Origin of the sequence: Kibdelosporangium philippinense, from assembly GCF_021390435.2 — a bacterium.
Lineage (GTDB): Bacteria > Actinomycetota > Actinomycetes > Mycobacteriales > Pseudonocardiaceae > Kibdelosporangium > Kibdelosporangium philippinense.
The window spans coordinates 1,489,879-1,514,849 of record NZ_JAJVCN010000002.1 but is presented as its reverse complement, the minus strand read 5'-3'; the positions used below and the strand labels follow the sequence as shown (position 1 = coordinate 1,514,849).

General features: G+C 64.6%; 23 protein-coding genes. 10 read left to right on the top strand and 13 right to left on the bottom strand.

Features of this window, described 5'->3' with window-relative positions; genetic code table 11:
- Positions 1–35 precede the first annotated feature (35 nt).
- Together LWC34_RS26070 and LWC34_RS26065 are read right to left on the bottom strand one after the other, a co-directional pair.
- Entirely contained in the window at positions 36–1,649 is a 1,614-nt protein-coding gene (locus LWC34_RS26070; protein ID WP_233727779.1) for a purine-cytosine permease family protein, read from the bottom strand.
- Between the two features lie 113 nt (positions 1,650–1,762).
- Positions 1,763–1,915: a hypothetical protein gene (locus LWC34_RS26065; RefSeq protein ID WP_233727778.1), complete on the bottom strand. Its 153-nt coding sequence runs from the start codon at positions 1,913–1,915 to the stop codon at positions 1,763–1,765.
- 86 nt (positions 1,916–2,001) lie between these two features.
- Here LWC34_RS26065 and LWC34_RS26060 point away from each other — a divergent pair, with 86 nt between their 5' ends.
- Together LWC34_RS26060 and LWC34_RS26055 are read left to right on the top strand one after the other, a co-directional pair.
- Positions 2,002–2,970, top strand: a complete 969-nt coding sequence (locus LWC34_RS26060; protein WP_233727777.1) for a GlxA family transcriptional regulator — start codon at positions 2,002–2,004, stop codon at positions 2,968–2,970.
- Between the two features lie 109 nt (positions 2,971–3,079).
- Positions 3,080–3,496, top strand: a complete 417-nt coding sequence (locus LWC34_RS26055) for an SsgA family sporulation/cell division regulator (RefSeq protein ID WP_233727776.1) — start codon at positions 3,080–3,082, stop codon at positions 3,494–3,496.
- Between the two features lie 84 nt (positions 3,497–3,580).
- Here the strand turns inward: LWC34_RS26055 and LWC34_RS26050 are convergent, their stop codons facing one another.
- The gene (locus LWC34_RS26050) at positions 3,581–4,804 is read right to left on the bottom strand and encodes a helix-turn-helix domain-containing protein (RefSeq protein WP_233727775.1); all 1,224 of its coding nucleotides are present in this window, start codon (positions 4,802–4,804) and stop codon (positions 3,581–3,583) included.
- Between the two features lie 597 nt (positions 4,805–5,401).
- On the opposite strand from LWC34_RS26050, the gene LWC34_RS26045 reads away from it, so the two are divergent.
- The 3 genes from LWC34_RS26045 to LWC34_RS26035 are packed head-to-tail and all read left to right on the top strand — an operon-like array spanning position 5,402 to position 7,861.
- Entirely contained in the window at positions 5,402–6,103 is a 702-nt protein-coding gene (locus LWC34_RS26045) for a hypothetical protein (RefSeq protein WP_233727774.1), read from the top strand.
- Positions 6,100–6,645 carry an ImmA/IrrE family metallo-endopeptidase gene (locus LWC34_RS26040; RefSeq protein ID WP_233727773.1) on the top strand — a complete coding sequence of 182 codons (546 nt, stop codon included), beginning with the start codon at positions 6,100–6,102 and terminating at the stop codon, positions 6,643–6,645. The genes LWC34_RS26045 and LWC34_RS26040 overlap by 4 nt, the downstream gene beginning before the upstream one ends.
- Complete coding sequence (locus tag LWC34_RS26035) at positions 6,629–7,861, top strand: MAB_1171c family putative transporter (protein WP_233727772.1); 1,233 nt, start codon at positions 6,629–6,631, stop codon at positions 7,859–7,861. Before LWC34_RS26040 ends, LWC34_RS26035 begins: the two co-directional genes overlap by 17 nt.
- Here the strand turns inward: LWC34_RS26035 and LWC34_RS26030 are convergent.
- Positions 7,842–8,318: a sigma-70 family RNA polymerase sigma factor gene (locus LWC34_RS26030; protein WP_233727771.1), complete on the bottom strand. Its 477-nt coding sequence runs from the start codon at positions 8,316–8,318 to the stop codon at positions 7,842–7,844. The two genes, LWC34_RS26035 and LWC34_RS26030, sit on opposite strands and share 20 nt — an antisense overlap.
- A gap of 1,281 nt (positions 8,319–9,599) precedes the next feature.
- Here LWC34_RS26030 and LWC34_RS26025 point away from each other — a divergent pair.
- Positions 9,600–11,783 (top strand): ATP-binding protein, encoded by a 2,184-nt coding sequence (locus LWC34_RS26025; protein WP_233727770.1) that lies wholly within the window; start codon positions 9,600–9,602, stop codon positions 11,781–11,783.
- Positions 11,784–11,845: 62 nt separating this feature from the next.
- Here LWC34_RS26025 and LWC34_RS26020 read toward each other — a convergent pair whose 3' ends face one another.
- The 5 genes from LWC34_RS26020 to LWC34_RS26000 all read right to left on the bottom strand — a co-directional run bounded on the left by LWC34_RS26020 (position 11,846) and on the right by LWC34_RS26000 (position 16,750).
- Positions 11,846–12,049 carry a cold-shock protein gene (locus tag LWC34_RS26020; protein WP_033381005.1) on the bottom strand — a complete coding sequence of 68 codons (204 nt, stop codon included), beginning with the start codon at positions 12,047–12,049 and terminating at the stop codon, positions 11,846–11,848.
- 145 nt (positions 12,050–12,194) lie between these two features.
- On the bottom strand, positions 12,195–13,079 hold the full coding sequence (gene rarD / locus LWC34_RS26015) for an EamA family transporter RarD (RefSeq protein ID WP_233727769.1): 885 nt from the start codon (positions 13,077–13,079) through the stop codon (positions 12,195–12,197).
- Complete coding sequence (locus tag LWC34_RS26010; protein ID WP_233727768.1) at positions 13,066–14,358, bottom strand: helix-turn-helix domain-containing protein; 1,293 nt, start codon at positions 14,356–14,358, stop codon at positions 13,066–13,068. Before LWC34_RS26010 ends, rarD begins: the two co-directional genes overlap by 14 nt.
- Positions 14,355–15,710: an AAA family ATPase gene (locus LWC34_RS26005; protein WP_233727767.1), complete on the bottom strand. Its 1,356-nt coding sequence runs from the start codon at positions 15,708–15,710 to the stop codon at positions 14,355–14,357. Before LWC34_RS26005 ends, LWC34_RS26010 begins: the two co-directional genes overlap by 4 nt.
- Positions 15,711–15,823: 113 nt before the next feature.
- Entirely contained in the window at positions 15,824–16,750 is a 927-nt protein-coding gene (locus LWC34_RS26000; protein WP_233727766.1) for a LysR family transcriptional regulator, read from the bottom strand.
- Positions 16,751–16,939: 189 nt separating this feature from the next.
- On the opposite strand from LWC34_RS26000, the gene LWC34_RS25995 reads away from it, so the two are divergent.
- Entirely contained in the window at positions 16,940–17,662 is a 723-nt protein-coding gene (locus tag LWC34_RS25995; protein WP_233727765.1) for a hypothetical protein, read from the top strand.
- Here LWC34_RS25995 and LWC34_RS25990 read toward each other — a convergent pair.
- The 4 genes from LWC34_RS25990 to LWC34_RS25975 form a co-directional block, all read right to left on the bottom strand.
- The gene (locus LWC34_RS25990; RefSeq protein WP_233727764.1) at positions 17,643–18,050 is read right to left on the bottom strand and encodes a hypothetical protein; all 408 of its coding nucleotides are present in this window, start codon (positions 18,048–18,050) and stop codon (positions 17,643–17,645) included. The two genes, LWC34_RS25995 and LWC34_RS25990, sit on opposite strands and share 20 nt — an antisense overlap.
- A 117-nt stretch (positions 18,051–18,167) precedes the next feature.
- Positions 18,168–19,064, bottom strand: coding sequence for an SRA domain-containing endonuclease (locus LWC34_RS25985; protein ID WP_233727763.1), 897 nt, complete (start codon positions 19,062–19,064; stop codon positions 18,168–18,170).
- Between the two features lie 128 nt (positions 19,065–19,192).
- The gene (locus LWC34_RS25980; protein ID WP_233727762.1) at positions 19,193–20,110 is read right to left on the bottom strand and encodes an MBL fold metallo-hydrolase; all 918 of its coding nucleotides are present in this window, start codon (positions 20,108–20,110) and stop codon (positions 19,193–19,195) included.
- Between the two features lie 10 nt (positions 20,111–20,120).
- Positions 20,121–23,180, bottom strand: coding sequence for a UvrD-helicase domain-containing protein (locus LWC34_RS25975; protein ID WP_233727761.1), 3,060 nt, complete (start codon positions 23,178–23,180; stop codon positions 20,121–20,123).
- Positions 23,181–23,351: 171 nt separating this feature from the next.
- Here LWC34_RS25975 and LWC34_RS25970 point away from each other — a divergent pair, with 171 nt between their 5' ends.
- The 3 genes from LWC34_RS25970 to LWC34_RS58140 are packed head-to-tail and all read left to right on the top strand — an operon-like array spanning position 23,352 to position 24,930.
- Entirely contained in the window at positions 23,352–24,095 is a 744-nt protein-coding gene (locus LWC34_RS25970) for a GntR family transcriptional regulator (protein ID WP_233727760.1), read from the top strand.
- 32 nt (positions 24,096–24,127) lie between these two features.
- Positions 24,128–24,355, top strand: a complete 228-nt coding sequence (locus LWC34_RS25965; RefSeq protein WP_233727759.1) for a 4Fe-4S dicluster domain-containing protein — start codon at positions 24,128–24,130, stop codon at positions 24,353–24,355.
- A 47-nt stretch (positions 24,356–24,402) separates the two neighbouring features.
- The gene (locus tag LWC34_RS58140; protein ID WP_233727758.1) at positions 24,403–24,930 is read left to right on the top strand and encodes an ABC transporter substrate-binding protein; all 528 of its coding nucleotides are present in this window, start codon (positions 24,403–24,405) and stop codon (positions 24,928–24,930) included.
- The last annotated feature ends 41 nt before the right edge of the window (positions 24,931–24,971 follow it).

Below are 24,971 nucleotides of genomic sequence, written 5' to 3'. Positions count from 1 at the left end.
ACGATGACTGGGGGCTTACTAGCCTGATCGGTGGGCTAGGCCGTTTGCGCTGGCAGTACGTGCTTTCCGGTGCGGTCAGTGCTCAGGCAAAGCGAGCAGATCACGCCGCCGAGCGCGCTCGCCAGCACATCCGGCCGCTCATAGCTCTGCTCGCAGACCTGGCAGGTGTGACGATTTCCGCTCGGATTTCCGTCTGCGTCAACCATTGGCTCGTCGATACCGTCATCCGTTCGGCGCAAGTAGTAACGACCGCGCGTCACGATCGCCATGAGCGGAGTGACCACAAGAGCGATAACAACTGCCGCAACGGGTGAGAATGGTTGTATGGCGGAACCAAATGCGCCGAAGTAGATCGCGATCGAGATCCCCGATGATCCCAGGAATGCCGTCAGGCCAACCGGGTTGACCGAGAACAGCATGCCGCGCCGGAACTCCGGGTGCTTCGGCGAGAGCCCGAGCAAGTACTTGTTCACCATGATGTCGGTCGCGACGGTGACCACCCACGCGATCGCGCAGTTGGAGTAGAAGCTCAGCAGGCTGTTGAGGAAGCTGAACATGTCCGCTTCCATCAGCACAAGCGCGAACGCCAGGTTGACGAGAACGAACACCAGTCGCCCCGGATACCGGCGGGTGACCCTGGTGACGGAGTTGGTCCACGCCAATGAACCCGAGTACGCGTTGGTCACGTTGATCTTGACCTGGCTGAGTACGACAAGCAGCAGCGCAAGCGGAACGACCAGCCACAACGGCATCATCTGCTTGAGCACGCCGGTGAACTGTTCAATCGGTTCAACCGCGGCTGCCGCGCCGACAGCGTCCAAAATGTACACAGCGAGGAACACGCCGATGATCTGCTTCGCGGCGCCGAAGAACACCCAGCCGGGACCCGCCATGATCACCGAGATCCACCACGAGCGCTTGTTCGCCTCGGTCTTCGGCGGCATGAACCGCAGGTAGTCGATCTGCTCACCGATCTGCGCCATCAGCGACAGGCAGACGCCGGCGCCAAGCATCACCGCGGCAACGTCCACACCGGACTTGTAGGAGAGAAAACGGTCAACCGAGCCGGGATCCGCGACCACGAGGTACACGATCGGCGCGACGATCAGCACAAGCCACAGTGGATTTGTCCAGGTCTGCAACTTGGCGAGCGCCTTCATCCCGTAGATCACCAACGGGATGATCACCAGCGTGGAGATCAGGTAGCCGAGCCACAGCGGTAAGCCGAGCCCGTAGCGCAGGCCCTGCGCCATGATCGAGCCTTCGAGGGCGAAGAAGATGAACGTGAAGCTGGCGAAGATGACACTCGTCACCACAGAGCCGTAGTAGCCGAACCCGGAGCCGCGCGTGATCAGGTCGAGGTCGATGTTGTAGCGCGCGCCGTAGTACGCCAGCGGGAACCCGGTGACCAGGATGATCACGGCGGCGAACAGGATCGCCAGCAGCGCGTTCGACGTTCCGTGGGTCAGGCCGATGCCCGCGCCGATGGAGAAGTCGGCCATGTAGGCCATCCCGCCGAGCGCGGAGGCCCCGACAACCGCCGGCGACCAGCGCCGGTAGCTGCGCGGCGCGAACCGGAGGGTGTAGTCCTCCAGCGTTTCCCGCGTTGCACCGCTTTGCTGGGTAGGTACTGCCTGATCGAGTGCCATCCCGGAAACTTAGGAACGACAAGTTTCGGCAGCCCCGCCCTGGCGATGACGGGCGTGTTACCTCGTGAGTGGTTAGACGTGTTCTAACGCTGCTAACCACTCACGAGGGTCTTTTAGGGCGACAGGATGGGGTGCGTCCTGGTTGTGTCACGGACCTCGAAGTCCGTGTTGCCCACTGGCTGCTTGTTCGCCAGCTTGACGTGGTTGCGCTGCAGCCCGTAGACCAGCGCCGCCAGGAGGATCAGGAGGAAGATTGTCTCAGTCATGGCAGAAATTATGCTTTAGGCAAGTTCCCGCCAACAGTGGCAGTACCGACCTTGTTAGACAAAATCCTGCCAAGTAGGCTGGGGTCATGCTCAAAACCGTGGCCGCGGTGCTCGTCGACGAGTTCGCGCCCTTCGAGTTTGGCGTGCTCTGCGAGGTCTTCGGGGTCGACCGGACCGATGACGGCGTGCCGCCCTTCGACTTCCGCATATGCGCTGAGCAGGCGAATGTCCCGTTGCGGACGTCAATGGGCGTATCACTGATCCCGGAGCACGACCTGAGCGCCACCGAGGACGCGGACCTGGTCGCGATCCCCGCCTGCAACATCCGGACGGAGTACCCAGAGGCGGTTCTCGACGCCATCCGTAAGGCCTCGGCGCGCGGCGCGACCGTTCTCACGGTCTGCAGCGGCGCCTTCTTGTTGGGCGCGACCGGATTGCTCAACGGAAGATTGTGCACAACTCACTGGCGCCACGCTGCCGAGTTCGCCGACCGTTTCCCGGACGCCAAACTCGACCCGGACGTCCTGTTCGTCGACGACGGCGACATCATCACAAGTGCGGGCACAGCCGCCGGAATCGACGCGTGTCTGCACCTGGTCCGCCGTGAACTCGGCTCAGGACCGGCGGCCGCGATCGCCCGCCGGATGGTCGTGCCGCCCCAGCGCGACGGCGGTCAGCGCCAGTACGTCGAACTGCCCATGCCGCAGACCGGCGACAGCCTCGAACCGGTGCTGACGTGGATGCTCGAGCACCTCGACGTCGAACACACCGTCGCTGACCTGGCTAAACGAGCCCAGATGGCCGAGCGGACGTTCGCGCGCCGATTCGTCGCCGAGACCGGGACGACGCCGCTGCGCTGGCTGTCCACGCAGCGCGTCATGCACGCGCAGCGGCTGCTCGAAGAGACCGCGCTGAGCATCGAGAACATCGCACAGCAGTGTGGTTTCGGTGGCGCGGCCCTGCTCCGCCATCACTTCAACAAGGTTGTCGGGGTGGGGCCGAAGGACTACCGGCGGACGTTCGCCGCGAGCCCGAAAGGGCAGAAAACCGGGTGACCGGGGCCACTATCCGACACGTTCGAGTGATCATTCCGGATATGGCCGTCAGACAGGCCATGGGGAGGCGTCTCATCGCCGCAAGGCCCTGAAGCTGGAGGAGGCAGCGATGACGCGCAACGACCACACCGAGATCATCTCCACGGTCACCTTCGACCTGGTGTCCGCTCACCCCGTGCCCGTCGATGTCGAACTGCGCTACGACACCCGCGACCCGTTCGCGGTGTACGCGCTGTTCGAGCCGGAGGGCGCGCGGGCGGTGCAGTGGATCCTGTCGCGTGACCTGCTGGCCGACGGCCTGATCGTGCGTACCGGCGACGGTGACGTGCGGATGTGGCCGGACCCCGAGAACGAGGAAATGGTCAGCATCGAGTTCGTGACGCCGAAGGGACAGGCCCGGTTCGAGGCGCACGCCGAGGATCTCGCCGAGTTCCTTGACATGACGTACGAGGTCGTCGTGCCTGGCGCCGAGGACCAGTGGTTCGACTTCGACGCCGAGATCGAGCGGATGATCGCTGCGGGCTGACCCGATGAGCCAGCGTCTGTGTTTGCCTCCAATGTGCTGCCAGAGGCCCTTCTGGCAGCCGCATTGGAGGCGAAACCACGCGCTTTACCCGATCCGGGGGACGGCGACGCCGACCCCGGCGAGCTGGCTGTAGAGCGTGCGGACCGAGATGTCGTCGCCGTAGCGCGACAACCGCCGCACCACTGAGGTCAGGCACACCTGGTCACGAACCGGACGAATCGGTGCCACCCTTGGCACTACCTGCGATGTCGTCGCGCACGCTTCCTCGACCTTGCGCTGGTCCGCCAGTGCCGATGCGAGCAACGTCCTTGTGCAGACCCGAAGTCCGGGCCACCGCTCGGCGAGTTTGACCGCCGTGCGCGCGAATCCTTCCGCTTCCCTTGGCCAGCCAAGGAACCGGAACGACAACGCACAGCCGGACGCCAGGTAGAGCCGGTCGGTCGGGTCAGTCGAGTTGATCGACTCCAGCGATTTCTCCGCCTTGCGCAGCACGTGCAGACAGGTGTCGCGGTCGCCCATCATCGCGTAGCAGGAGGCCGCCATCGAGGCGACTTCCACCCGCAGCAGGGTCAATCCGGTCTTCTCCGCGGCCTGCTCGGCCATCCGGATCACCGGCACGGCCGATTCGAGCGTGCCGTGGAACAACGACTGGAAGCTCAGTGCCGCAAGGATTTCCGCGGACAACGCCAGTTCGCCTGATCGTCTGCTGAGGTTCAGCGCGATCCGCATCCGCTGGCTGCCGAGTGCGATCTCACCCTCGTCGAATGCGTACCAGCCGCCGCGCAGGTACGACTCCGCCGCCGCACGGAACACGTTCTCCGTCGGCGCTTCGGGTTCATCGGTCGCCTCGTTGCCAAGCCACCGGAACAACTGCCGCATGCCGAGCCCGACCTGGTCGTCGGACCTGCTCACCGTGCGCAGTGCGTTGAAACCGCCTTCGCCACCGGCGAATTCGGTCGGCCGGGCGCCGGACAGCTGGAACCACAGCAGTCGCTGCGGGATCTTCAGTGCCTTGGCCCAGCGCTCGAGCTTGTCGAGGTCGTGGACCTGACTTCGATCACGCTCGATCCTGCTGATCTGCCCCTGGCTGACCCCGAGCCACTGTGCGACTTCCGCCTGTCCGACATTGCTGGCCCGCCGGTATTCACGAAGAAGCTGGCCGAAGTGTCGTTCCGTGGCCGCCGCGCGCATGGGTGCGGCGTCCCAGAACTCGTCCGGCCGAGTCGGCGCGCCGGCCCTGCCTGACCGGCGAGGGGTGGTGTCCACCCCGCCGTGAGCGCTGGTTCGCCCACCTAGTTGCTGCTTCATCTCCAAGAACTCCGCTCCTTAGTCGCGGCCGAGGACAGGGTTGCTCAGCACCACAGGTGGAGCGTCATCGGTACGCATTTCGTCCCGCTGGCAGATCCTGACCCACTCAAGGACCATTCCGAGTACCAGGTTGCCGCTGGCCTAGGCGCCGGATGCGGGGTTCCGGTGCTGGCAGGAGCGGGGGTCTGGCCGTGCCCCAAGATCGTCGTGGTATCTGAATTTGTCTCGTTTTTTGTCTCGGCCGCGCCCGCGAACCCGTGCATGACAGTCGCGGCGACGGTCGCCGTGGCGATTCCAGCCGCGGTCAACATGATCATCCGAGAATCAAGGTGCCCACCTATCGCACGGGACCGCTGCCGGGTCGCTCTATGCCGTGCGCGCATATCCGGAACCTCTCTATCAGCTCGAACCTGCACCCTGGTCTGGCTGGCGGCGCTTACTCCACGACTTCAACTCACGTGGAAGATCTGGTGGATCACCCCCAACAGGAGTAGAAATACGCCGACCGGAGCATAGGGGTGCGACGCACAGTGTTCAACCCTTGCCTCAGTGTTTCGAACGAGTACATTGTCGACGCGAATGAGTGAGGAGGGGGATATGACCCGAGTCGGGGAGGGTCTGTTCGCCGCGGTCCTCGATGACCTATGCCGCCATCCACCAGCAAGGCGCAGGCGCCTGAGCAACGTGGAGCTGGCCGCCGCGATCAGGGATCGCGGCGGGGACATCGGTCACGCGTACATCGCGCAGTTGCGCAAGGGCCAAAAGGACAATCCGACCCGTCAGGCCATCGAGGACCTGGCGGGCGCGCTTGACGTGCACCCTGCCTACTTCGTCGGCGGACGCCGCGAACTGGCCGAGGGTGAGTCGCCACACTGGCGGCACGAGGCATTGAAAACACTGTTCGACACCGCGCACGGCACGGTGTCACCGGAGGACGTCGCCGCGGCCATCAGCTCGAACGGCCGGTTCGGGTCGATCTCGGCGAGCTACATCAGAGAACTACTCAACGGTGTCAGCGACAATCCCCGGTTGAAACACATTTTGGGATTGGCTGAACACTTCGACGTCCCCCCTGCGTACTTCTTTGATGACAGGCTGGCTCGCTGGGTCGACAGCGAACGCGCTGACCTGGTGCAACTTCGGGAGCTTGGCGTGGTCGAGTTTGTGACCCGGCTGGCAGGCAAGGTTCCGGAGCTGTCCCAGCAGACGCGGCGGGCTACCATCCAGGCGATCGCGGATGCGCTCGAGCCCGGGAAGTACGAGGGCTGGTTCATCCGGCGGGACCAGGAGTCGAGATGAACAGACGCACCCGCCGTGCAATGGTCAACCGCGTCATCGACGAGCTGCGACTAGCGCCGACGGCCACCTACCAGGAGGCCGCCAGGCGTGTGTGTGAGCTGATGGGCCAACAGCTGGGCAAACACGTGGAAGTCCGGTTCGCGCCACTGCCGGACGCCCGGTTGACCGGCGTGTCCGCGCTGCTCGAGAACGGCAACTACCTGGTGATCTGCGCGGACTCGCCACGCTGGTACCACCGGCTGCAGATCCTGCTGCACGAGTTCGCCCACCTGATGCTCGGCCATCAGCCGGTCACCCTGACCAAATCGGAAAGTCTGCGACGGCTGGCGCCGAACCTGCTGCCTGACATGGCGCGGTACGTGGCCGGCCGTACGGCTTTCAACGATCGCGAAGAACGGGCGGCCGAGGAGCTCGCGGACGAGCTGCTCGACGCCATCACTGATCACCGGTCGTTCGGCGACCCGGGTATGCCGGGTCACGTGCGGCGAATCGTCTCGTCGTTCTCCACCGACCACGAGGCCGCCCATGACGTCTACATTTGACGTCATCTTCATCGGCGGTGCCATCGTCGGCGGGCTTGCCTTGTCCTACAAGGCGTTCCGACTCTATCGCCACGGCGGCCACGCCCGCTCATGGGCATTGACAATCACTTTGGCTTATGCCGTTGGAACGGCGATCATGTCGGCGCCGACGTTCGCGGTCTGGTTCGACGGGTTCGTGGGCATCGACAGCTTCTCGACGTTGCTGGAAGCCTGCATGGAAGCGGGTTTCGCGTGCGGAGCGTTGTCGCTGGTGACGTACTGGCGTTACCCGCTGTCGCGTGCGTGTGAACTGGTGTGGCGGTTCAGCAAGATTTTCTTCGCGCTCGTTGCCGTGATGGTCGTGCTGTTCACGGTGTCGTCGTTCCCCGGCAGCCACGAGGTGGACTTCATCAGCAAGTACGCCCACCAGCCAACGGTTTCGGCGTTCGTGCTCGTCTACCTGATCCCGACCACGATCGCGACGGCCGCGTCGACCCGTGGCTGCGGCCATGCCGCCAAGGATCCCGCGATCGCGGCGTTCCCGTGGCTGCGCAGGGTGTTGCGGTGCCTGCAACTCTCGGTCGGGTTCGCCATGCTGCACCTGCTCGGCGAGTACGTGGCGCTGATGGCAGCGTGGTTCGACTGGCACTCGCTTGACTGGGTCTCCCCCGCGGCATCCGCGGCGTCGGCGTTCGGATTCATCCCCGGCGCGATGGCAGCGGCCCTGCCCGGCATCGAACGGTTGAAGCCGAGGCTCGGACTGGCGCTCGAACGCTGGCAAGTGTTCGTGTTGTTGCGCCCACTGCACCGATCGCTGCGATTCATCAACCCGGAAGTCGTCTTCGTGGCACGGGGCAAGCGCTTCTGCCCGCATCACAGAGTGCGCAGACAGTTGCTGGAACTGAGCGAATGGCGCTGGACCCTGGCGCCCAGATTCGACGCGGACGTGAGATCGGCGGCGGAACGAATAGGCAGCATCCGTGGACTGTCCGGAGTGGACCTGGACGCGACGGTCGAAGCAGCGCAGTTGAAAGCGGCGATCAACCACTCACGGCGAAGAGGCTCAGGAGTGCAGAGTCCGGAAGTGACACAGGACGGCTCCGGTTTGGACAGTGAGTACGCCTGGTGGGTCGCTGTGGCGCACGCGTTCCGTAACTCCAGTGTGGTCTCGGCCGCATTGACCGAGGCCCGGGTACACCGCGTCCGCGGCTTCCTGTTCACATCGACCGGTCGCTGAGGCTGCGGCGCAGCGCCCGCACTCCGTGATACATCCGGGACTTCACCGTTCCCGGCGGAACTCCCAGCATGTCGGCGACCTCGTTGACCGTGCGGCCACGCAGGTAGGTCTCCTGGATCACCTGGCGTTGCGCCTCAGGCAGCTTGTCCAACGCACGGTGAATGACCATGGCGGAAACCGTTTGGTCAGCGGGATCCGGAACGCTGACGTAGTCCTCGTGCGCCTCTTCGACCTCATAAGGCCTGGCCTGCCGGCTGCGCCTGTCATCGATCACGACGCGACGGGCGACCGTGCACATCCAGGCACGCAGCAGGTTCGGTCTCGGGTCAAGTCTGCTTGCGTTGCGCCACGCTCTGATCAGGGTTTCCTGCACAACGTCCTCAGCCCAATGCCGATCGTAACCGGTCAACCGCAACGCGTACGGCATGAGCGAAACGCCCATCTCCTGGTAACCCATGCCCACATCGTCTTTCGTTGTGGCACAAGGGTCCAGCCGCTAATCGGGATTCGCATACCCGCTGCAACGGTTATCAAAACCCAAGAGCAGCAACCAAACCAAAGTCCACAAGCAACAGACCAGCGAACATAGCCAGACCGCATGATCGGCTGGCCCGAGAAGCACACAACAAACCCCAAGGTGTGGCACGAATGGACCTAACTACAACCCAAAAGAAACCAAACCCGACGCCATGTACAAAGAAGGGCCACCCCACCTTGCATGAAGGGACAAACGGCTTACCCCCTTTGTATGCGGGGTCGAGCGGCATACCCACCTTGGTCGCGGGTTGAGCGGCACACGGACCTTGGTCGAGAGGTCGGGCGGCACACGGACCTTGGTCGAGAGGTCGGGCGGCACACGGACCTTGGTCGAGAGGTCGGGCGGCACACGGACCTTGGTCGAGGGTTGGGCGGCATACCTACCGTGGTCGCGGGTTGGGTGGTGTGCCGATCTTGGTTGAGGGGATGAAGGGTTGGGCCTGGAATGTGTGGCGTGCACCCGGTAGCACAATGACGTATCGCCGTGAGCGGTAGCGAGCAGGCGGGGAGTCAGCGACGGGTGCCCGCGCGTGTCTGCCGCTCCGGCATGGCGTGTTGAACGCGCGAGCGGCGCACGGTGGCGAGCAACCAGGCTGGTGGCGAGTCGAGCAGTTTGACTCGCCGTGCCGGTGGGGCGGACACGCGGAAGATCACCCCAACCAACCCGGCTGGACCGCGAAGCCAGCAACGGGCCGGGCCTGTCGGTATCGCCGGGCCGTAAAGAGTCGGGGCTTGCACCCGCGAGGTATCTCGCATTGTTCCGCCCTGGCGCGTGTCCACGCGAAGGCGAGCCCGTGCTCAAGCTTGAGCACTTCGGAAAGCATAAACACCAAGCTGTACTTAGAGATCGGGGCGTGCCCTATCCGCGGCAGGCATAGTCTGGGAGGGTTCCCGGACACTGCCGGGACAATCGGAAGGTGGGGAGGGACATGATCAGCTTGGGGGTGAAACTGACCAGGCCCCTCCCACGGTTGGCGGCTGGTGCTGGGGACACCGCAATGCCGCCGGCCCCCTCGCAGCCGTCAGGCGAGGCCGGGCCGTGCCATGCGCGCGCTGCCGGCGTGGGTACTACTACCGTTGCCAGTAGGCCTAGCCGGTTGGCACGCTTGTGCTTTCAACTATCACCGAGCTACTACCGACTCGCGAGTAGTTGACTGTTGCCTTGTCAGCAGGCAACGAGTGGTTGACAACAGGAGGGGCTGTGTCCGCGTTTGGCGAGCGACTTCGGCAGGCCAGGCAGGCCGCTGGCTGGTCGCTGCGCGAATTGTCGGCCCGGGTCCACTACAACACCGGCTATCTCAGCAAGATCGAGAACGGCTTGCGTCCTGCGTCCATCGAGCTTGCGAAGCGGTGTGACGCGGAACTCGGTACGACGTTGGTGCAACTCATCCCGCCGCTGATTCCCAGGTCGACGCAACGTCCTGCGCCACGGCAGCTTCCGGCACACGCGCCACGGATCGTCGACCGTGCTCAAGACATTGAGATTCTGGACAAAATGCTCGACAGCGACCGGATGACGATCGCCGTCCTTTCCGGTACGGCCGGTGTTGGCAAGTCGACGTTGGCTTTGCATTGGGCGCACCGGATTCAGGAGCGGTTCCCGGACGGTCAGTTGTACGCGGCCATGCGGGGTTTCGGTGCCCAGCCGCCCTTGGAAACCAGTCGTGTGCTGCGTGGTTTCCTGCAGGACTTGGGTGTCGCGCCGCAGGGTATCCCGGCCGAGGAGGACGAACGGGCCGCGATGTTCCGCAGTTTGCTGGCGGACAAACAGGTTCTTGTCGTCCTTGACAATGTCAGGGACAGCGACCACGTGCAGTCCTTGCTCCCCGGAAGTCCGGCCTGTGCCGTGGTCATCACGAGCCGGGATCGCTTGGACCGGCTTGTTGCCCTTGAAGGCGCACAACGTCGCACGCTCGAACTGTTCGATGTGCGCACAAGCCGCGAGCTGCTGGCGATGCGGCTTGGCGAAGACGCTGTCACGGCTGAACCACAAGCCGCGACTGAACTCGCCACGTTGTCCGCTGGACTTCCCTTGGCACTGAGCATTGTGGCTTCACGGGTCAACACGGGGTTCGAGACACCGCTGCAATCTCTGGTCGCGGAGTTGACCGAGGCGCGATTGGACGGTCTGGATCTCGGCGAGTCCCTTGATCTCAGGACTGTGTTCTCGTGGTCGTGCGAACGGCTTTCGGCAACCGCTGCACGGATGTTCCGGCTGCTTGGCGTGTTTCCCGGTCCGGACATCAGCACCCACTGCGCTGCCGCCCTTGCTGGAACCGGGATTGGGCAGGCCAGACGCGACCTCACCGAGCTCGTGCGCGCGCATCTGTTGACGGAAATTCGGCCCGGCCGGTTCGGGTTCCACGATCTGCTCAGGGAATACGCGACCGAACAGGCGGCCAAAGAGGAGTCCACACGGGACGCCGTCGGCCGCGTCCTCGATTACTACCTGCACACCGCGCTTTCCGGCGACAAGCAGCTCTACAACAACCACGCCGGGCTGGCCATCGATCCGCCGGTCGAAGGCGCCTATCCGCAGGAGCTGACCGACTATTCGAACACGCTGCGCTGGTTCGACGACGAACATCATTCACTGATGGCGTGCGTACAACTGGCCGCAGACGAAGGCTGGGACAGGCACGCGTGGCAACTTCCCCGCGTGCTCGCAGGTTTCCTGCGGCTGCGCGGACACTGGCAAGACTGGGCCAACACCCAGCGGCTCGCGTTGCGGACTGCCGAACGGATTCACAACACGACCGCACAGGCGGACGCGCATCGGCTGCTGGCGCAGGCGCATCACAACATGTGTGAGTACGCCGAAACCGAGCATCACGCCGAACACGCGATCGACCTGTATGGACAGCTCGGTGACCGCACCGGTGAAGCGTTGGCGCACCGGCATTTGGCGTGGGCGTATCACGAAAAGACCGACTACGAACGGGCAATGGCACATCATCGCCAAGCGCTCGCGTTGTTCCGGTGGAACGATCACCGGCTCGGTGAGGCGAGCAGCCTCAACGGTCTCGGTTGGACGACCGCTCACCTCGGCGATCACCAGGCCGCGCTCGGCTTGTGCGAGGAGGCACTGCGGATCGCCGACCAGTTGCGGGACAAGCACATGCGGGCCGCCGTGCTGGACAGCCTTGGCTATATCCACTACCGGATCGGGTCACTCGGCCGGGCAGCCGAGCACTACCGGCAGGCTATCGCCGGGTTCAGAGAACTCGGTAGTTCGTACTTCGAGGCCTTGTCCCTCAACAATCTCGGTGACGTACAGGCCGAACGGGACCAGATCGGCGCGGCCGAGTCCTGGCTGGCCGCGAAGGCCATTTTGGACTACCTGCGTCACCCGAAGGCGGCCGAAGTGGCCGCGAAGCTCTCCTAACAACGGCGGAAGGCCCGCACCCGGTCAGGGGTGCGGGCCCCACGCGACTTACTCAGTGCTGATCAGATCGCACGCACGCTCTGGGCCTGCGGGCCCTTCTGGCCCTGGCCGATCTCGAACTCAACACGCTGGCCCTCGTCCAACGACCGGAATCCGCTGCCCTGGATCTCCGAGTAGTGCACGAACACGTCGGCGCCCCCGCCGTCCTGCTCGATGAACCCGAAGCCCTTCTCGCCGTTGAACCACTTAACGGTGCCTTGCGCCATACCACTATCTCCCTGAAATACAGCCCGGGTCCTCACAGCGATGACCCGCGGCCAACGTCCATACTGCCACCCATTGACTGCACAGGCATAGCTGGCTGGGCGAACTGATCGAAAAAGCATCTCTGACCTGCGGTGGAAGAAATCCCTATTGGCCCGTTCCGGCGAACGTGACGGCGGTTCGCCGCTGTCTGAGGCCGTCAAACGTCAGTACGGCGAGCGCCAGCCAGACGAGTCCGAACCCGAGCAACCGCACCGGCGGCATCTCCTCGGCGAAGACCGTCACACCGAGGGCGAACTGTAAAACCGGCGTGATGTACTGCAGCAGGCCCATCATGGTGAGCGGCAACCGCTGCGCCGCACCGGCGTACAGCAACAGGGGAATCCCGGTGACCGGGCCAGCCAGCACGAGCAAGACGGTGTGCCAGACCGATTCAGACACGAAAGTGTTGCCGTCTGGACCGGCGAACAACAGCGTGTACACCAAAGCGACCGGTGCGAGCACCAGAGTTTCGACCGTGACACCCTCCGTCGCGGGCACCGTGACGGACTTCTTGATCAAGCCATAGGTCCCGAACGCGACCGCGAGGGTGATCGCGATCCACGGCAACCGTCCATAGGCGACAGTGAGCAGCACGCCCGCGGCCGCGCCGATGCCGACCGCGACCCGTTGCAGCCCACGCAACCGCTCTCGCAGCAGCGTCACGCCGAGGATCACGGTCAGCAACGGATTCAGAAAGTAACCAAGCGACGTTTCGACGAGCTGGCCCGTGTGCACGCCGTACACGTAGACCAACCAGTTGATCGCGATGACGAACGCGGCAAGGACAAGCTTGGGCTGGAATGCCGTGCGCAGGCCGCGTAATCGTCGCAACGCGGCCAGCACGACCACGCCGAATACGGCTGTCCACACGCAACGGTGGACCAGAACCTCAAGTGGCCCAGCGGGTTTGAGCGCTGCGAAGTAAAGCGGGACCAGCCCCCACAGCGCGTACGCGGCGACCGCGTAGCCAAGTCCGTTACGGCTCTCCACCTGGCAAGTGTCCCGGCAGCGCGCAAGCCAATTGCGCGCGTCCGGTGATCCCGAGCTTGCGGTACACCTTCGTCAGATGCTGCTCGACAGCACGCTGCGTGACATACAGCTCGGTGGCGATCTCCCGGTTTGTCTGGCCTCGGACGGCCATCGTCGCGACGCACATCTCCTGATCGGTAAGGCTGCACGAGTCCTGCCGCGACCGCCGTCCCCCCGCGGCACGCAACTCGTTCGCGGCTGTGGTCATGAGCGGGATCGCGCCACACGCCTTCGCCAGATCGTGCGCACGCCGGTACACCGGCCGCCGGTCCGCAGGCGGCAAGAACGCACCCCACGCGAGTAGTGAACGCGCCAACTGCAGCCGCGCCGGGGAATCCGTCAGCACATTCACGGACTCCGCCAGCAGCTCAGCGCCCTGTTCCTGAGCGGCAATGCCCGCCACCCGCAGCGCGTTGCCGAGCGCCCGCGGGCGTCCCCAGCGCCGCGCCAAAGCGACCTCTTCCTCGGCGAGACGCAGGGCGTCGGTGGGTCGCCCGAGCGCAAGGTACTCCTCGGCCACGTGCGACCGCCACGCCGTGCCGCCCGGGTTGACGACCCCGCGCTTGATCAACCTCTTGCCACATTCCAGCAGGTCAAGCAGGGCTCCGCCGTGATCACCGAGCCGGGATCGGACGAGGCCACGGTGGTAAAGCACCCGATCGAACCGGCGGGTATCAGGCACCGGGCCGTCCAGCCGGTGGCTGGTGAACAGTTCGAGCCCACGCGCCGGATCCCCCATCTCCGCCCAGGTCGAGCAGAGCGCGGTGAGCGCGAGCGTGACCACCCGCTGGCGGCCTAGCTTGAGCTGATCGAAGATCTCCATCGCCATCCGGCCGTCCGCCTCGGCTTCGGCCAGGCGGCCAAGTCGCAGGTAGAGGTGCGCACGCAGGGAGTGCACCTGCGCCAGCGCGACCGGCACGTCCCGGCTGGCGGTCACCGCGAAGGCGTCGTCGCAGAGCTTCAACGCCGTTTCCAGCTCGTCGGCGATCATCAGCGTGATCACGATGTGGGTGAAGGACGCGCGGTCGATGATGTCGCCGACGGCGCCTTCGACCAAGCTCGGCGACACGGCCTTGGCCAACGAGGCCGACCGTTCCGGGTCCTCGCCGCGCAGGCAGTCACGGAACGCGAGCAGCGCCGTGAGCAAGCGCTCGTTCTTCGCTGACATCGCCGGTTCGGCGCACAGTCGCGCGAACCTTGGCGGCAGGTCGGCGTCGACGCACGACTCCTCGAGGATCAATCGAGCCGCGTAAGCCCCAGCGAGTGGCTCAGATCGGGGTCGGTGGCGGTGACGGCCGTCGCCGCGGAGTCCAGTGCGGCGACCGCTCGGCCGCGGTCCTGACGTTCGGCGATCTCGTACGCCAGCGTCAGCGTCAGTTTGGCTTCGACGACCGGATCGGTGATCTGCTCACTGGCTTTGGTCAACGACTCGAACGCGGCATCTGGGTCGAGATGTGTTTCCAGCAAGCCGAGCTGACCCACGACCTCGGCGCGTAAACCGTTGTCTTGCAACGGCTCACGCAACAAGCGACGCAGGTACCTCGCCGCCCGGTCCGGGCTTTGCTCGCGGCGCGCGGCATCGCGCAAGGCCTCGATCGCCCAGTCCTCGCCAAGCGGTGCGCTGGCCATCAGGTGCTCGCCAGCGTTTTCCCCTCGGCTGTGCAGGAATCGCGCGGCCCGGCCGTGCGCTGTCTCTCGTTCCGGGCTGGTCATGCTGTGCAACAAGGCTTTCCGCGCGATCGGGTAGGTGATCGCAAGCGGTTCCTCACCGACGAAGCCGAGTTCGGCGAGCTTGGCCGCCGCGGCCATGCCGCGTTCCAGGCCGAGACCCGCGACCGCCGAGGCGAGTGGGATCGACATCTGGTCAAGCAGGGCAACGCCTTTGGCCATCGCGAGAACGTCTTCGCCGCACCACGCGAGCCTGGGGATGAGGCTGATCGCGACCGCACCCGCGGACGCTTCGATGCCCGCACAGGTCTTCGGCTGCTGCGCGGCCAGCAACTCCCTGAGCAGGTACGGGTTTCCGCCGGTGGCGTCACGGCACGCGACCACGTATTCCTCAGGCGCCTGCCCGATCATGCGGGCGCAGCCAGCGAGCTCAAGCCCGCCGAGACGGATCCGCTCAAGCGGCCCGACCAGCTCGTTCACCAAGCCTGAGCGCACCGGACCGGACGTGAGCACCATGCTGAGCGACAGATCGGCAAGGCGATGGTGGATGAACGTCAGCCACCGCACGGACTGCTCGTCGGCCTTGTCCACGTTGTCCACCGCGAGGAACACCGGATGCTGGACGGCGAGCTCTCGCAGGTACTGCGTGGCGTGCCGGAGCACTCCGTGCACATCCCCGTCCAAGTCGAAGCCGTCGAGCTTGCCTGGAAAAAGCTGGTCGACAACGCCGAACGGAAGATCAGTTTCCACGGCCGACGCGGCAGCTGTCCGAACCGTGAATCCCGACGCTTGCGCCTGCCGCGCCATTTCGGCGAGCAAGGAGCTCTTGCCGGAACCAAGCCTGCCTTCGACGAACGTTATTCGATGCCGCACCCTTGCCCGCAATTCAGGCACACCGTTTCTGGCCTCGAGAACGCCGGTCATTCGATTTACCCCCGGTCAAGGTGACTAAAATAATATCACTTGACCCATTAGCCGGTACCCAACAAAGAGCCATAACTCTACGATTATGACTGATCACCCTCGCGGTTACGCCACTAAGTGGCGTAGACCGGACGCGACCGCATGACGTCGAGGTATGCAGCAAGCAGGCGATCGTAAACCTGGCCGGCGACCGGGGCGATCGGCGAGTCACCGCGCCACGCCACCAGGAGCCTTCGGTAGTGCGGATTACCGGCGATCGGTCGGAGAACAACCCCCTCAGGCGGCTCTGACGTGGGGTAATAGCAGCCGATGGCCTCGTCCGAAGCGATCAGCAGGCCGGCCGCGACCGAACTGGACACCCGGTGGCGTACCTGCGGCGAGAAACCGGCGGCCCCACAGGCCATCCGGAAGCTCGCGAGGCCGCCGGCCTCGTCGTCCGGCGGCAGCACCCAGTCGGCTTTGGCCAGGTCAGCCAGCACGATCTCGTCCTGATCGGCGAGCGGGTGGCAGGCGTGCAGGCCGATGAAGAAGGGCTCGGTGACCAGCACGCGGTGCTCGATGCCCGGGCCGAGGTAGATCGGGTAGCGGGGGAACTCATGCAGCACAGCTATATCGACGGAGTTGGATCCGAGTGCCTCGATCACCGGCCGGACCTCGATGGAGATCCAACTGGACACGTCCGGGTCGGGCAGCACCTCGCGGATGACCGTGACCAGCGCGGGAGTGTGCCGGTTGTCGATTCCGCCGACCCTGATCACGGTGTCGTGCGTGCGATCGGAGAACTGCTCACCGGCCGCACCCAGCTGGTCGAAGCGTTCGACCAGCTCACGGGCCTCGTCGATGAAGTGCTGGCCGAGTTCGGTCACCACGATGCCGTCACGCCCTCGACGGAAGAGGTGGCCGCCGACCTCGCGCTCGATCCGCTGCAGCTGCGAGGACAGACCAGGCTGCGTGACCTGCAGAATCGCCGCGGCGCGGCTGATACTGCCCGCGTCCGCGACGGCAAGGACCGTGCGCAGGTGTCTGATCTCCAGCCGCATCGGCGCAACCCCCTTGTCCGAAGCCGTTTGCGATCGTAATTCACTACTTCGGCTGCGCCGAACACACTATGCGAAAGTAGGTTATTCACCCAACCGACCCCTTGTATGCTTCGGCCGACAGAGTAACGTCGGGAAGAGTGACCCGGTTCAGCAAAGAAGTCGAATAAGTCAATGCCAACACTTCCAGACATGTACGACGGATTTCTGTTCGAACTGGAAGGATTACTAGACGCGAACGTCGGGGTGATCCCTTTCACAACCGAAACGGTTGATCATCTCAATCCCATAGCTTTCCTGAGCAACGACGCCTCCCAGTCAGCAGCAGCGGTGGCGTCGTTGCTGGCGGGCCTGGGCATCAACGCCCACCAAGCCCAGGTCGTGACCCAGTCGCACGCGGCGGCACGACTGTTGACTGGCCTGGTCCCAGCCCAGTCAGAGGACGAGTTCGTCCTTGGCGCAGCAGAACTGTCGCCCGCCGCGTATCCGTCGTACCCGGCGTTGCTGCGTGAGGCCATCCGTCGCACGAGCGCGCGCTACCCGCTCGCGATCGGCCAGTCCATGGACTTCGTGGCGGCCGCCCGGGCGATCCAGGTGCCGAGTGTGTTGCTGCTGAACGAGACGATGCACCTGCGTTCGTTGCTGCTCACAGCGCCAGAGCAGCGGCCGACGTTCGTGGCCACCGACCTGCGGGATTTGTTCAGGCGTCAGCCGATTGTCGACTGCGAGGCCCGCTACTGGGAATGCGAGGGCTGGGTGGCCACCGTGAACCACGGCAGGCTCCAACTGTATCCAGGCCCGTCCTCGACGCTGGCCGCGGGCGCACGCGTGCTGTGCGCGGCTGCGTGGAACTTCCGAGGCCTGGACCTGGACATCGACTCAGCGGTGGATCTGTTCACTTCCCTTGCTGCGTGAAGACGACGAAGTCGTCATCGTCGTCGCACAGCACCAGCCTGACGTCACCCTTGAGGCCGCTCGGGCTCGCGTAGCTGATCATCGATCCGGTGCCCCCAGTCGCCGACCAGCCACGCGCGCTCACCGCCTTGGCGATGTCGTCCTTGACGACCTGCGGGTCGGCGTCGATGACCGCGGCGACCTCGATCGACTCGCCCTTCTGCTGGCCCCTCGGATCCTGCACGGTGTCCGGCAATGGCGGCACCGGATCCGGCTTGAACTCGTCAACCGGCAGGCCCGTCGCCATGACGTTCTTGGCCCCCTGGCACTTCTGCACCTTGTCAGAATCCTGCGCCTGCGCCGTGCACCCAGCCAGCACCAGCACGAGCGCGATCAGAACTACCCGCACCCACCCCTCCTCTTCGTCACCTCGACCATATCGGGATCTTGACTTCCGTGACGACGTTTCAACCGGCAGTGATACGGGCAAAGGGGATGCGGGCGTCCACAAAGGAGCAGCTCACCGTTAGGCAGCGCGATCAAAGTGGCGCTTCCCTGCTGCATAGACACAGCTCATCCCGCAGGATGCGATGTAGTTCACCAGGTCGCTCGACGGACGCTCAGGCAGGAGAACCGTCATCTGCTGCACCTTGACGTCAATGTGTCGGCGGTAGTCAAGGAGTTGGCCGACCGCCATCCGAATGTCGTTGCGGTTGACAGTGCTTTTCGCCTCGTACAGCTCTTCAGCAGTCACATCGTAGATGTCGGTGTAGAGCGCACGCAGCTCTCCCGGAGGACGGAGGCGCAGTCGCTTGACGTCATGCTGCTGCGCTTCCAACCAAGCTTGGTAACGACCGCTCAAGCCGGTCTCGCGCCGCTTACCCTTGCCGCCCTTACGACCCGAGATGGCGAACTCCTCAGCGTTTGCCTGCTCAACAGGAACAACGTCGCACTCCGCAACCGGCGAGATGTCGTCGGTCGACGCCTCATCCCCATCTCGACGCGCAACAGCGTCAGCAGGTTTCAGCCGAAAGACAATGGCACTGCGCATCTTTCCGGTCTTGTCCGGACACTCTCCGCGGATGAAGGGCTGCCCAGTGTCCAGTGCGAACTCACCCACGTAGTAGTGGATCTTGCCGCCAGGCTTGAGCTTGCGCCCTGTCGTTCGGAACAACCGCAGCGTCCGACCGGCTTCGACGTGGTTGAGGATGGACTTATTGCCGTCAGTCAACTGCTGGTCGCCGGCGCCTTCTCCGGTGTACAGGTAGATGTCTCCGGCCGCAGACCAGCCGTCGAAGCTGTAGCCATGCTTCTTGGCTTCGGTGGGGTCGGAGTAGACAAGAACATTAGGTGTACTGGTAGAGGGCTCGATACCGCCGTACTTCGACCCGCCATACAACGCTACGAGCTCGGCGCGTGTCACCTCGGAGTTGACCGCTGTCGTCCACCCTTTTGTCACAGAGAGACACAATATCGCCCAATCGGGTGTCACTCGGCCGAATTAATCAGGTTCTGAGGCTGGCTGCCTCAGAACCTGATCAGAGAGGCCAGTTAGAGAGCGCAGTGCAGAGGGCCGCCGTTGTAGGCGACCGCGTCCGCCAGCGAGGCAGCCAGGTCCATCTCGGTGTTGGTGGCTTCGGAGTACGCGCGGTGCAGGTTGAGCACGATCCGCTCGGCGTCCGGCAGCGTGGCGAACTCGCCGAGATCCACGTCCTTGGCGGCTTCCAGCGGTGTCCAGCCGCGGTCGAGACCGGCGGCCGCAGTGGCCTGAACCATTTTGTAGTAGCGCGCGTGGGTGTCGAGGACCTCGCCAAACTCGGCGCCGTCGATCAGCGGGCCGTGGCCGGGCACGACACGAGCTGCCGGGAAGGTGCGCAACCAGTCCAGTGAGCGCAGCGCGCCGGACAGCGAGCCCATGAACACGAGCGGGGTCACCTTGTTGAAGACCAGGTCTCCGGTGAACAGGACCTCGGCGGACGGCACCCACGCGACGGCATCGCCGGGCGTGTGCGCGGCGTAGCCGGGGTGCTGGAGCGAGATCGCGACATCGCCCGCATGCAGGGTGATCGACGAGTCGAAGGTCACAGTGGCCGCCCGGATGTCCGAGATCTCCCAGTTGGGGCTCGGGGACCAGATCGGCGGCGTGTTCTTCAGGATGAAGTCCGCGAGCAGGCCGTTGCGGGTCTGCGTCTGGGCCACGATGACCGTCGCGTCCGGCAGCAGGGCGTTGCCGTACGTGTGGTCGCCGTGCAGGTGCGTGTTGACCGCCAGGTCGATGGTGGCGCCGTTGGTCGCTGCGGCGACCGCGTCAAGGAACAAGGTTGTCCGGCGGCGGGTCGCACACGTGTCGACCAGAACCACGGAAGAGCCGTCGTGCACGGCTCCTGCGTTGTTGAGCCACCAGGAGCCGTCGGGCTGAGTCCATGCGTAGACGCCCGTCGCGACTTGCTGAAGTGCCGGTTCGCTCATGCGTTAGAACCTATAGGAGTCTCAGTTGACGGCTCCGCTTAGCCGTCCTACCTGCCATTTTCTCCGCGATCTGGGGTCCGAGGGCGGCCAGGAACGGCGAAGGTTCGCCACGGTGGCTCAGGTAGAGGTGCTTCTGCGCACGGCTGACCCCGACGAAGAACAGCCGTCGTTCCTCGTCGGTCTCCTCGGCCCAGCGCATCGGCAGCAGGCCGTCCGCGCAGCCGACGATGAAGACAACCGGGAACTCAAGGCCTTTGGACGCGTGCAAGGTCAGCAGTGAGATCCGGTTGGCGCGTGGATCCCAAGTGTCCACTTCGGCACCCAGCGTGAGCTCGGCGAGGAAGCAAGCCGGATCCAGCCGTGCGGCCAACGGGTTCAGCAGCTCAAGCGCGTCCTGCACGTCAACCGACTCTGGGACGCGCTGAGCGGCCCGCTTGAGCAGCACTGGCGTGTTAGGACTGTCCACAATGAAGTTGTCGATGAGTTCCCGGACACCGGGATGCCCCGCCAGCTGGGAGTGGGAGCGCTTCTGGAACGGCAGACCCTCCCGCGCGAGCACCTCCATCACCGGTTTGGCTTGCGCGTCTGTCCGATAGAGCACCGCGATGTCGTCAAAGGACAGTCCACCTTCGACACCGTCACTGGCGACCCTGCCGGAATCGTGGGCGTGAAATGACGAACCGCCCAACAATTCCTCAATGGTCTGGACCACAAACTCCGCTTCGGACTCATCGGACGCGGCGGGATAAATGCCGATCAATGAACGGTCGCCAGGCGCCGTGCGCATGGCTTGCAATTCCCGATCGGGGACCAAAGTGGTCGGTTTGACCGCGGCGAGCGCGCCGGCCACGATCACCGGACTCGACCGGTAGTTACGCGTCAGCTGCACGGTCCGCGCGGCCGGGAAGTCACGCTGAAACCGCAGGAAGAAGCCGACATCAGCACCACGGAACGAGTAGATGGCCTGGTCGGGGTCACCGATCGCGCACAGATTGCCGTTCGACGGGGTCAGCTCCTGCAGCAGCCGGTACTGCAGCTCGTCGACGTCCTGATACTCGTCGACACAGATGTATTTGAACCGCGAGCGGTAGTACTCGACCAGGTCGATCTGCCGCGACAGCAGCGTCACGGGCATCGTAAGCAGGTCGTCGAAGTCGACCAAGTCCTTGCTGTGCAAGGCTTTGTCGTACCGCTCGACCAATCCGATCAGGTCGCCGTCGATCTCGTCGCCGATCGGCAGCTCACCGGCGGCCGCCGCGGCCAACTCCGCAGCAAGCGTTCGTTTGGCACGGGAGATCTCCTGCAGCGCGCGTCGCGGCTCCTCACCGACGATCTCACGCAGCACAGCGATCCGCGTTGCCTCGTCGGCGACGCCGAAGTCCGGCGCGAGCCCGAGCACGGCGTGCTGTTCCCGCAGGATCATCAGGCCGAACTGGTGGAACGTAGCCACGGTCAGCTCAGCGGCCGCCGGGATCAGCGCGGCCAGCCGTTCCCGCATCTCCTCGGCCGCACGACGGGTGAACGTGATCGCCAGTACGGTCGTTGGTGAAACATCGTGCGACAGAACAAGATTCGCGATCCGATGGGTCAACGTCCGGGTCTTGCCGGTCCCCGGTCCGGCCACGATCAGCAGCTGACCGTCCACAACAGACGCTGCCGCCCGCTGATCCGGGTCGAGGCCGTCCAGCAACGACGACGTCGGCGGGGTGATCATCAACGGCGTCGTGGGCTTCGGAATGTCCACAATGGGCTTCATGGCCCGCCGGGACACCACGATCTCCTCGACGCTCGGCACGTCGAACAGTCCAGGCGACTGGTCGGTCGGCGCGTCCAGCTCGCCGGGCGCGAACACCTTGATGGTGCCGTACTCGCCATCGAATCCGGGATCGCACCGGACCTGGCCGCTGCGCAGCCGGTCGATCGCCTCGCGGACAAGGGGATGCTTGATCTCCTCGAGCGGAGACTCCATCAGCAACGGAAGTTCCGGGCCGTGCGCGTTCACCAGATCGGTCACGGCATTGGTGACGGCCTTGCTCTTCGGGCCGACCTTGAGGATCTCCCCCATGATCTCCGGCAGCGGCACGATGCTCCAGCACTCACCCGCGTTCGCCGGGCGCTGACCCGGATCCCGGTCGGCAAGCTCGGCGATCCGGTGCAGCACACCGACTGTGAGCGGCTTAGAGCACGTTGGGCAGACACCGCCGAGCTTCTTGGTGTCGCTCGGTTCCATCCGTACATCGCACTTGCGGTGCCCGTCGAGGAAGTACTTGCCCTCTTCGGGAAACATGTCGACGGTGCCGACATAGCCTGTGCCGTCACGCAATGCGTCGCGTAGCGCGAAGTAGTCCAGCTCGGTGTCGAACACAGTGGCGTTGCGGCCGAGGATCGGCGGCGAGTGCGCGTCGGAGTTGCTGACCAGGCGGTAGCGGTCTAGCCCGGACACCCGCCAGTTCATCGACGGGTCGCTGGACAACCCGGTCTCGACGGCGAAGATGTGGTCGGCGAGGTCGGCATAGCAGTCCGCGACAGCGTCGAAGCCCGATTTCGAGCCAAGCACGGCGAACCACGGTGTCCAGACGTGCGCAGGCACCAGATACGAGCCTTCGCCGGACTCCAGGGTGATCTCCAGCAGGTCCCGTGAGTCCAGGCCGAGGATCGGCCGCCCGTCCGACCCGAGATTCCCGATTTTGCCCAGTGCGGCGGTGAACTTGTCGGCGGCCTCGAACGTCGGCACGTAACACAGGTGGTGCACCTTGCGGGTGCGGTCATCACGCTTGTAGATCGTGGAGATCTCGACCTCGAGGACGAACCGGACCTCGCTGTGGCAGCTCGCGGGCAGCCTGCGCAGGACCTCGTCGTCCACGTCGTCACGCAGCTTGAACAGGCCGTCCTCGGCGGGAACGAGGGTTTCGCGCAGCTCCTGCGCCCAGGCTGGATGGGTGAAGTCGCCGGTGCCCAGCACGGTGATCCCCTTGCGCCGCGCCCACCACGCCAGGTTGCGCACGTCGCAGTCGCGGCTGCATGCCCGGCTGTACTTCGAGTGCACGTGGAGATCAGCGTAATAACGCACCGCAGGATCCTGCCATGACCGCCACAAATCCCTGCGCAAGGCACGCGTCCGGTGCTGTCTCATCTACTGGACGTGGCGTATCAGGCCTGGTCACGCAGGTCAGGGGCCTTGAAAGGTGGCGTAACCGTCCGGCAACGCAACTGTCGCGGTACGCGTGGTGGCATCAACCGCATGACGCCCGACACAGCCTCCGGACCTGGCGACCTCGCCGGGCGCCGACGGCTGCGCGCCGACCAGGCACGCCTTGTCGCCGACGTCATCCGCCAGCAGATCCTGCGCGGGACCTACTCGGCCTTGCCGGACGAGCGCTCGCTTGGTGAGGAGTTCAACGCCTCCCGCAACACCATCCGGGACGCACTCGACCTGCTCAGGGCGGACGGGCTGATCGAGCGTCAGCCCGGCGTGGGCACGGTCGTGGTCGGACGGAAGTACGCGCACGGCCTCGACCGGCTGATGGGCCTCGCCGAGACCCTGCACGAGCACGGAACGATCACCAACGAGGTCCGCACGGCGACCGTGATCGACGCTCCTGCCACTGTGGCACAACGACTCGAATGTGTCAGGGCGGTGTACATAGAGCGCCTGCGCATGCTCAACGACTTGCCACTGTCCCTTGACCTGACGTACTTGCCGGTCGATATCGGCGAGCCGCTGCTTGCCGAGGATCTGCGCAACCGGGACATCTTCGGGCTGATCGAGCAGGTGCACGGCCAGCCGCTCGGTGTCGCGGAGATCGGGATGGAAGCGGTCAACGCCGACCCGCACTCCGCGATGATCTTGCAGGTTCCACGTGGATCAGCGCTTTTACTCGTCGAACGGTTGAGCCACTTCGGCTGTGGCCGCCCGATCGATCTGGAATTCATCCGCTTCCGCGGCGACCGGCTGACCATACGCGCACACGTGTCCCGCGGCTGATTTCACCCGATCATCGTCCTAGGAGTACCCATATGGCCCTGGTCGAGAACCGGTCTGACGTTCCGGTGACCATCGACGAGTCGCTCTGCATCGAAGGATGCCGGCTGTGTGTGGACATCTGCCCACTCGACTCACTGGCGATCAACCCGGCATCGGGCAAAGCGTTCATGCATGTGGACGAGTGCTGGTACTGCGGTCCATGCGCGGCCCGATGCCCAACCGGAGTCGTGACCGTCAACGTGCCGTACCTGCTGCGGTGACACGGTTAGCGGTCCTCGCAAGCGCGCTGGTGCTGAGCGCTTGCGGCGTGAGTAGCGCGTCTGCCCAGGTCACGGTCGTGATCGGTTACCAGTCGAAGACGATCAACACAGTGACCGCCGGAACATTGCTGCGGTCCCAGGGATACTTGGAAAAACGGCTGGGCGCGCGCTACCGCGTGGTCTGGCAGGACTACTCGACGGGTGCGCCGATCACCGCGCAGATGGTCGCCGGGAAGATCGACATAGGCTCGATGGGCGACTACCCGATGCTCATCAACGGATCCCGCAACCAGCAATTCGGCGACGGTCGGACCAAGCTGATCTCGGCCACCGGCTACAACCTGCGCGGCGCGTTGAACATGGTCGTGGTTTCGCCTGGTTCTGGTGTTCGAACGCTCGCGGATCTGGCCGGTAAGAAAATCTCGGCAAGTGTCGGTTCGGCGGGACATGGGACGACCGTGCATGCCTTGGACCGCGCGGGAATCCGGGATTACCGGATCCAGAACCAGGTTCCGGCTGTTGGAGCTTCGGCTTTGCAGTCCGGGAGTGTGGACGCTTTGGGCCAGTTCTCGTAGCTTGGCCCGGGCAGCTGGTGTTCGCCGGTCAGGCACGGCTT

Bases quoted from the DNA above. Each gene is read 5' to 3' on its own strand.
- LWC34_RS26070 (WP_233727779.1), bottom strand. From the start codon at position 1,649: ATGGCACTCGATCAGGCAGTACCTACCCAGCAAAGCGGTGCAACGCGG.
- LWC34_RS26065 (WP_233727778.1), bottom strand. From the start codon at position 1,915: ATGACTGAGACAATCTTCCTCCTGATCCTCCTGGCGGCGCTGGTCTAC.
- LWC34_RS26060 (WP_233727777.1), top strand. From the start codon at position 2,002: ATGCTCAAAACCGTGGCCGCGGTGCTCGTCGACGAGTTCGCGCCCTTC.
- LWC34_RS26055 (WP_233727776.1), top strand. From the start codon at position 3,080: ATGACGCGCAACGACCACACCGAGATCATCTCCACGGTCACCTTCGAC.
- LWC34_RS26050 (WP_233727775.1), bottom strand. From the start codon at position 4,804: ATGAAGCAGCAACTAGGTGGGCGAACCAGCGCTCACGGCGGGGTGGAC.
- LWC34_RS26045 (WP_233727774.1), top strand. From the start codon at position 5,402: ATGACCCGAGTCGGGGAGGGTCTGTTCGCCGCGGTCCTCGATGACCTA.
- LWC34_RS26040 (WP_233727773.1), top strand. From the start codon at position 6,100: ATGAACAGACGCACCCGCCGTGCAATGGTCAACCGCGTCATCGACGAG.
- LWC34_RS26035 (WP_233727772.1), top strand. From the start codon at position 6,629: ATGACGTCTACATTTGACGTCATCTTCATCGGCGGTGCCATCGTCGGC.
- LWC34_RS26030 (WP_233727771.1), bottom strand. From the start codon at position 8,318: ATGGGTTACCAGGAGATGGGCGTTTCGCTCATGCCGTACGCGTTGCGG.
- LWC34_RS26020 (WP_033381005.1), bottom strand. From the start codon at position 12,049: ATGGCGCAAGGCACCGTTAAGTGGTTCAACGGCGAGAAGGGCTTCGGG.
- LWC34_RS26005 (WP_233727767.1), bottom strand. From the start codon at position 15,710: ATGACCGGCGTTCTCGAGGCCAGAAACGGTGTGCCTGAATTGCGGGCA.
- LWC34_RS26000 (WP_233727766.1), bottom strand. From the start codon at position 16,750: ATGCGGCTGGAGATCAGACACCTGCGCACGGTCCTTGCCGTCGCGGAC.
- LWC34_RS25995 (WP_233727765.1), top strand. From the start codon at position 16,940: ATGTACGACGGATTTCTGTTCGAACTGGAAGGATTACTAGACGCGAAC.
- LWC34_RS25980 (WP_233727762.1), bottom strand. From the start codon at position 20,110: ATGAGCGAACCGGCACTTCAGCAAGTCGCGACGGGCGTCTACGCATGG.
- LWC34_RS25970 (WP_233727760.1), top strand. From the start codon at position 23,352: ATGACGCCCGACACAGCCTCCGGACCTGGCGACCTCGCCGGGCGCCGA.
- LWC34_RS25965 (WP_233727759.1), top strand. From the start codon at position 24,128: ATGGCCCTGGTCGAGAACCGGTCTGACGTTCCGGTGACCATCGACGAG.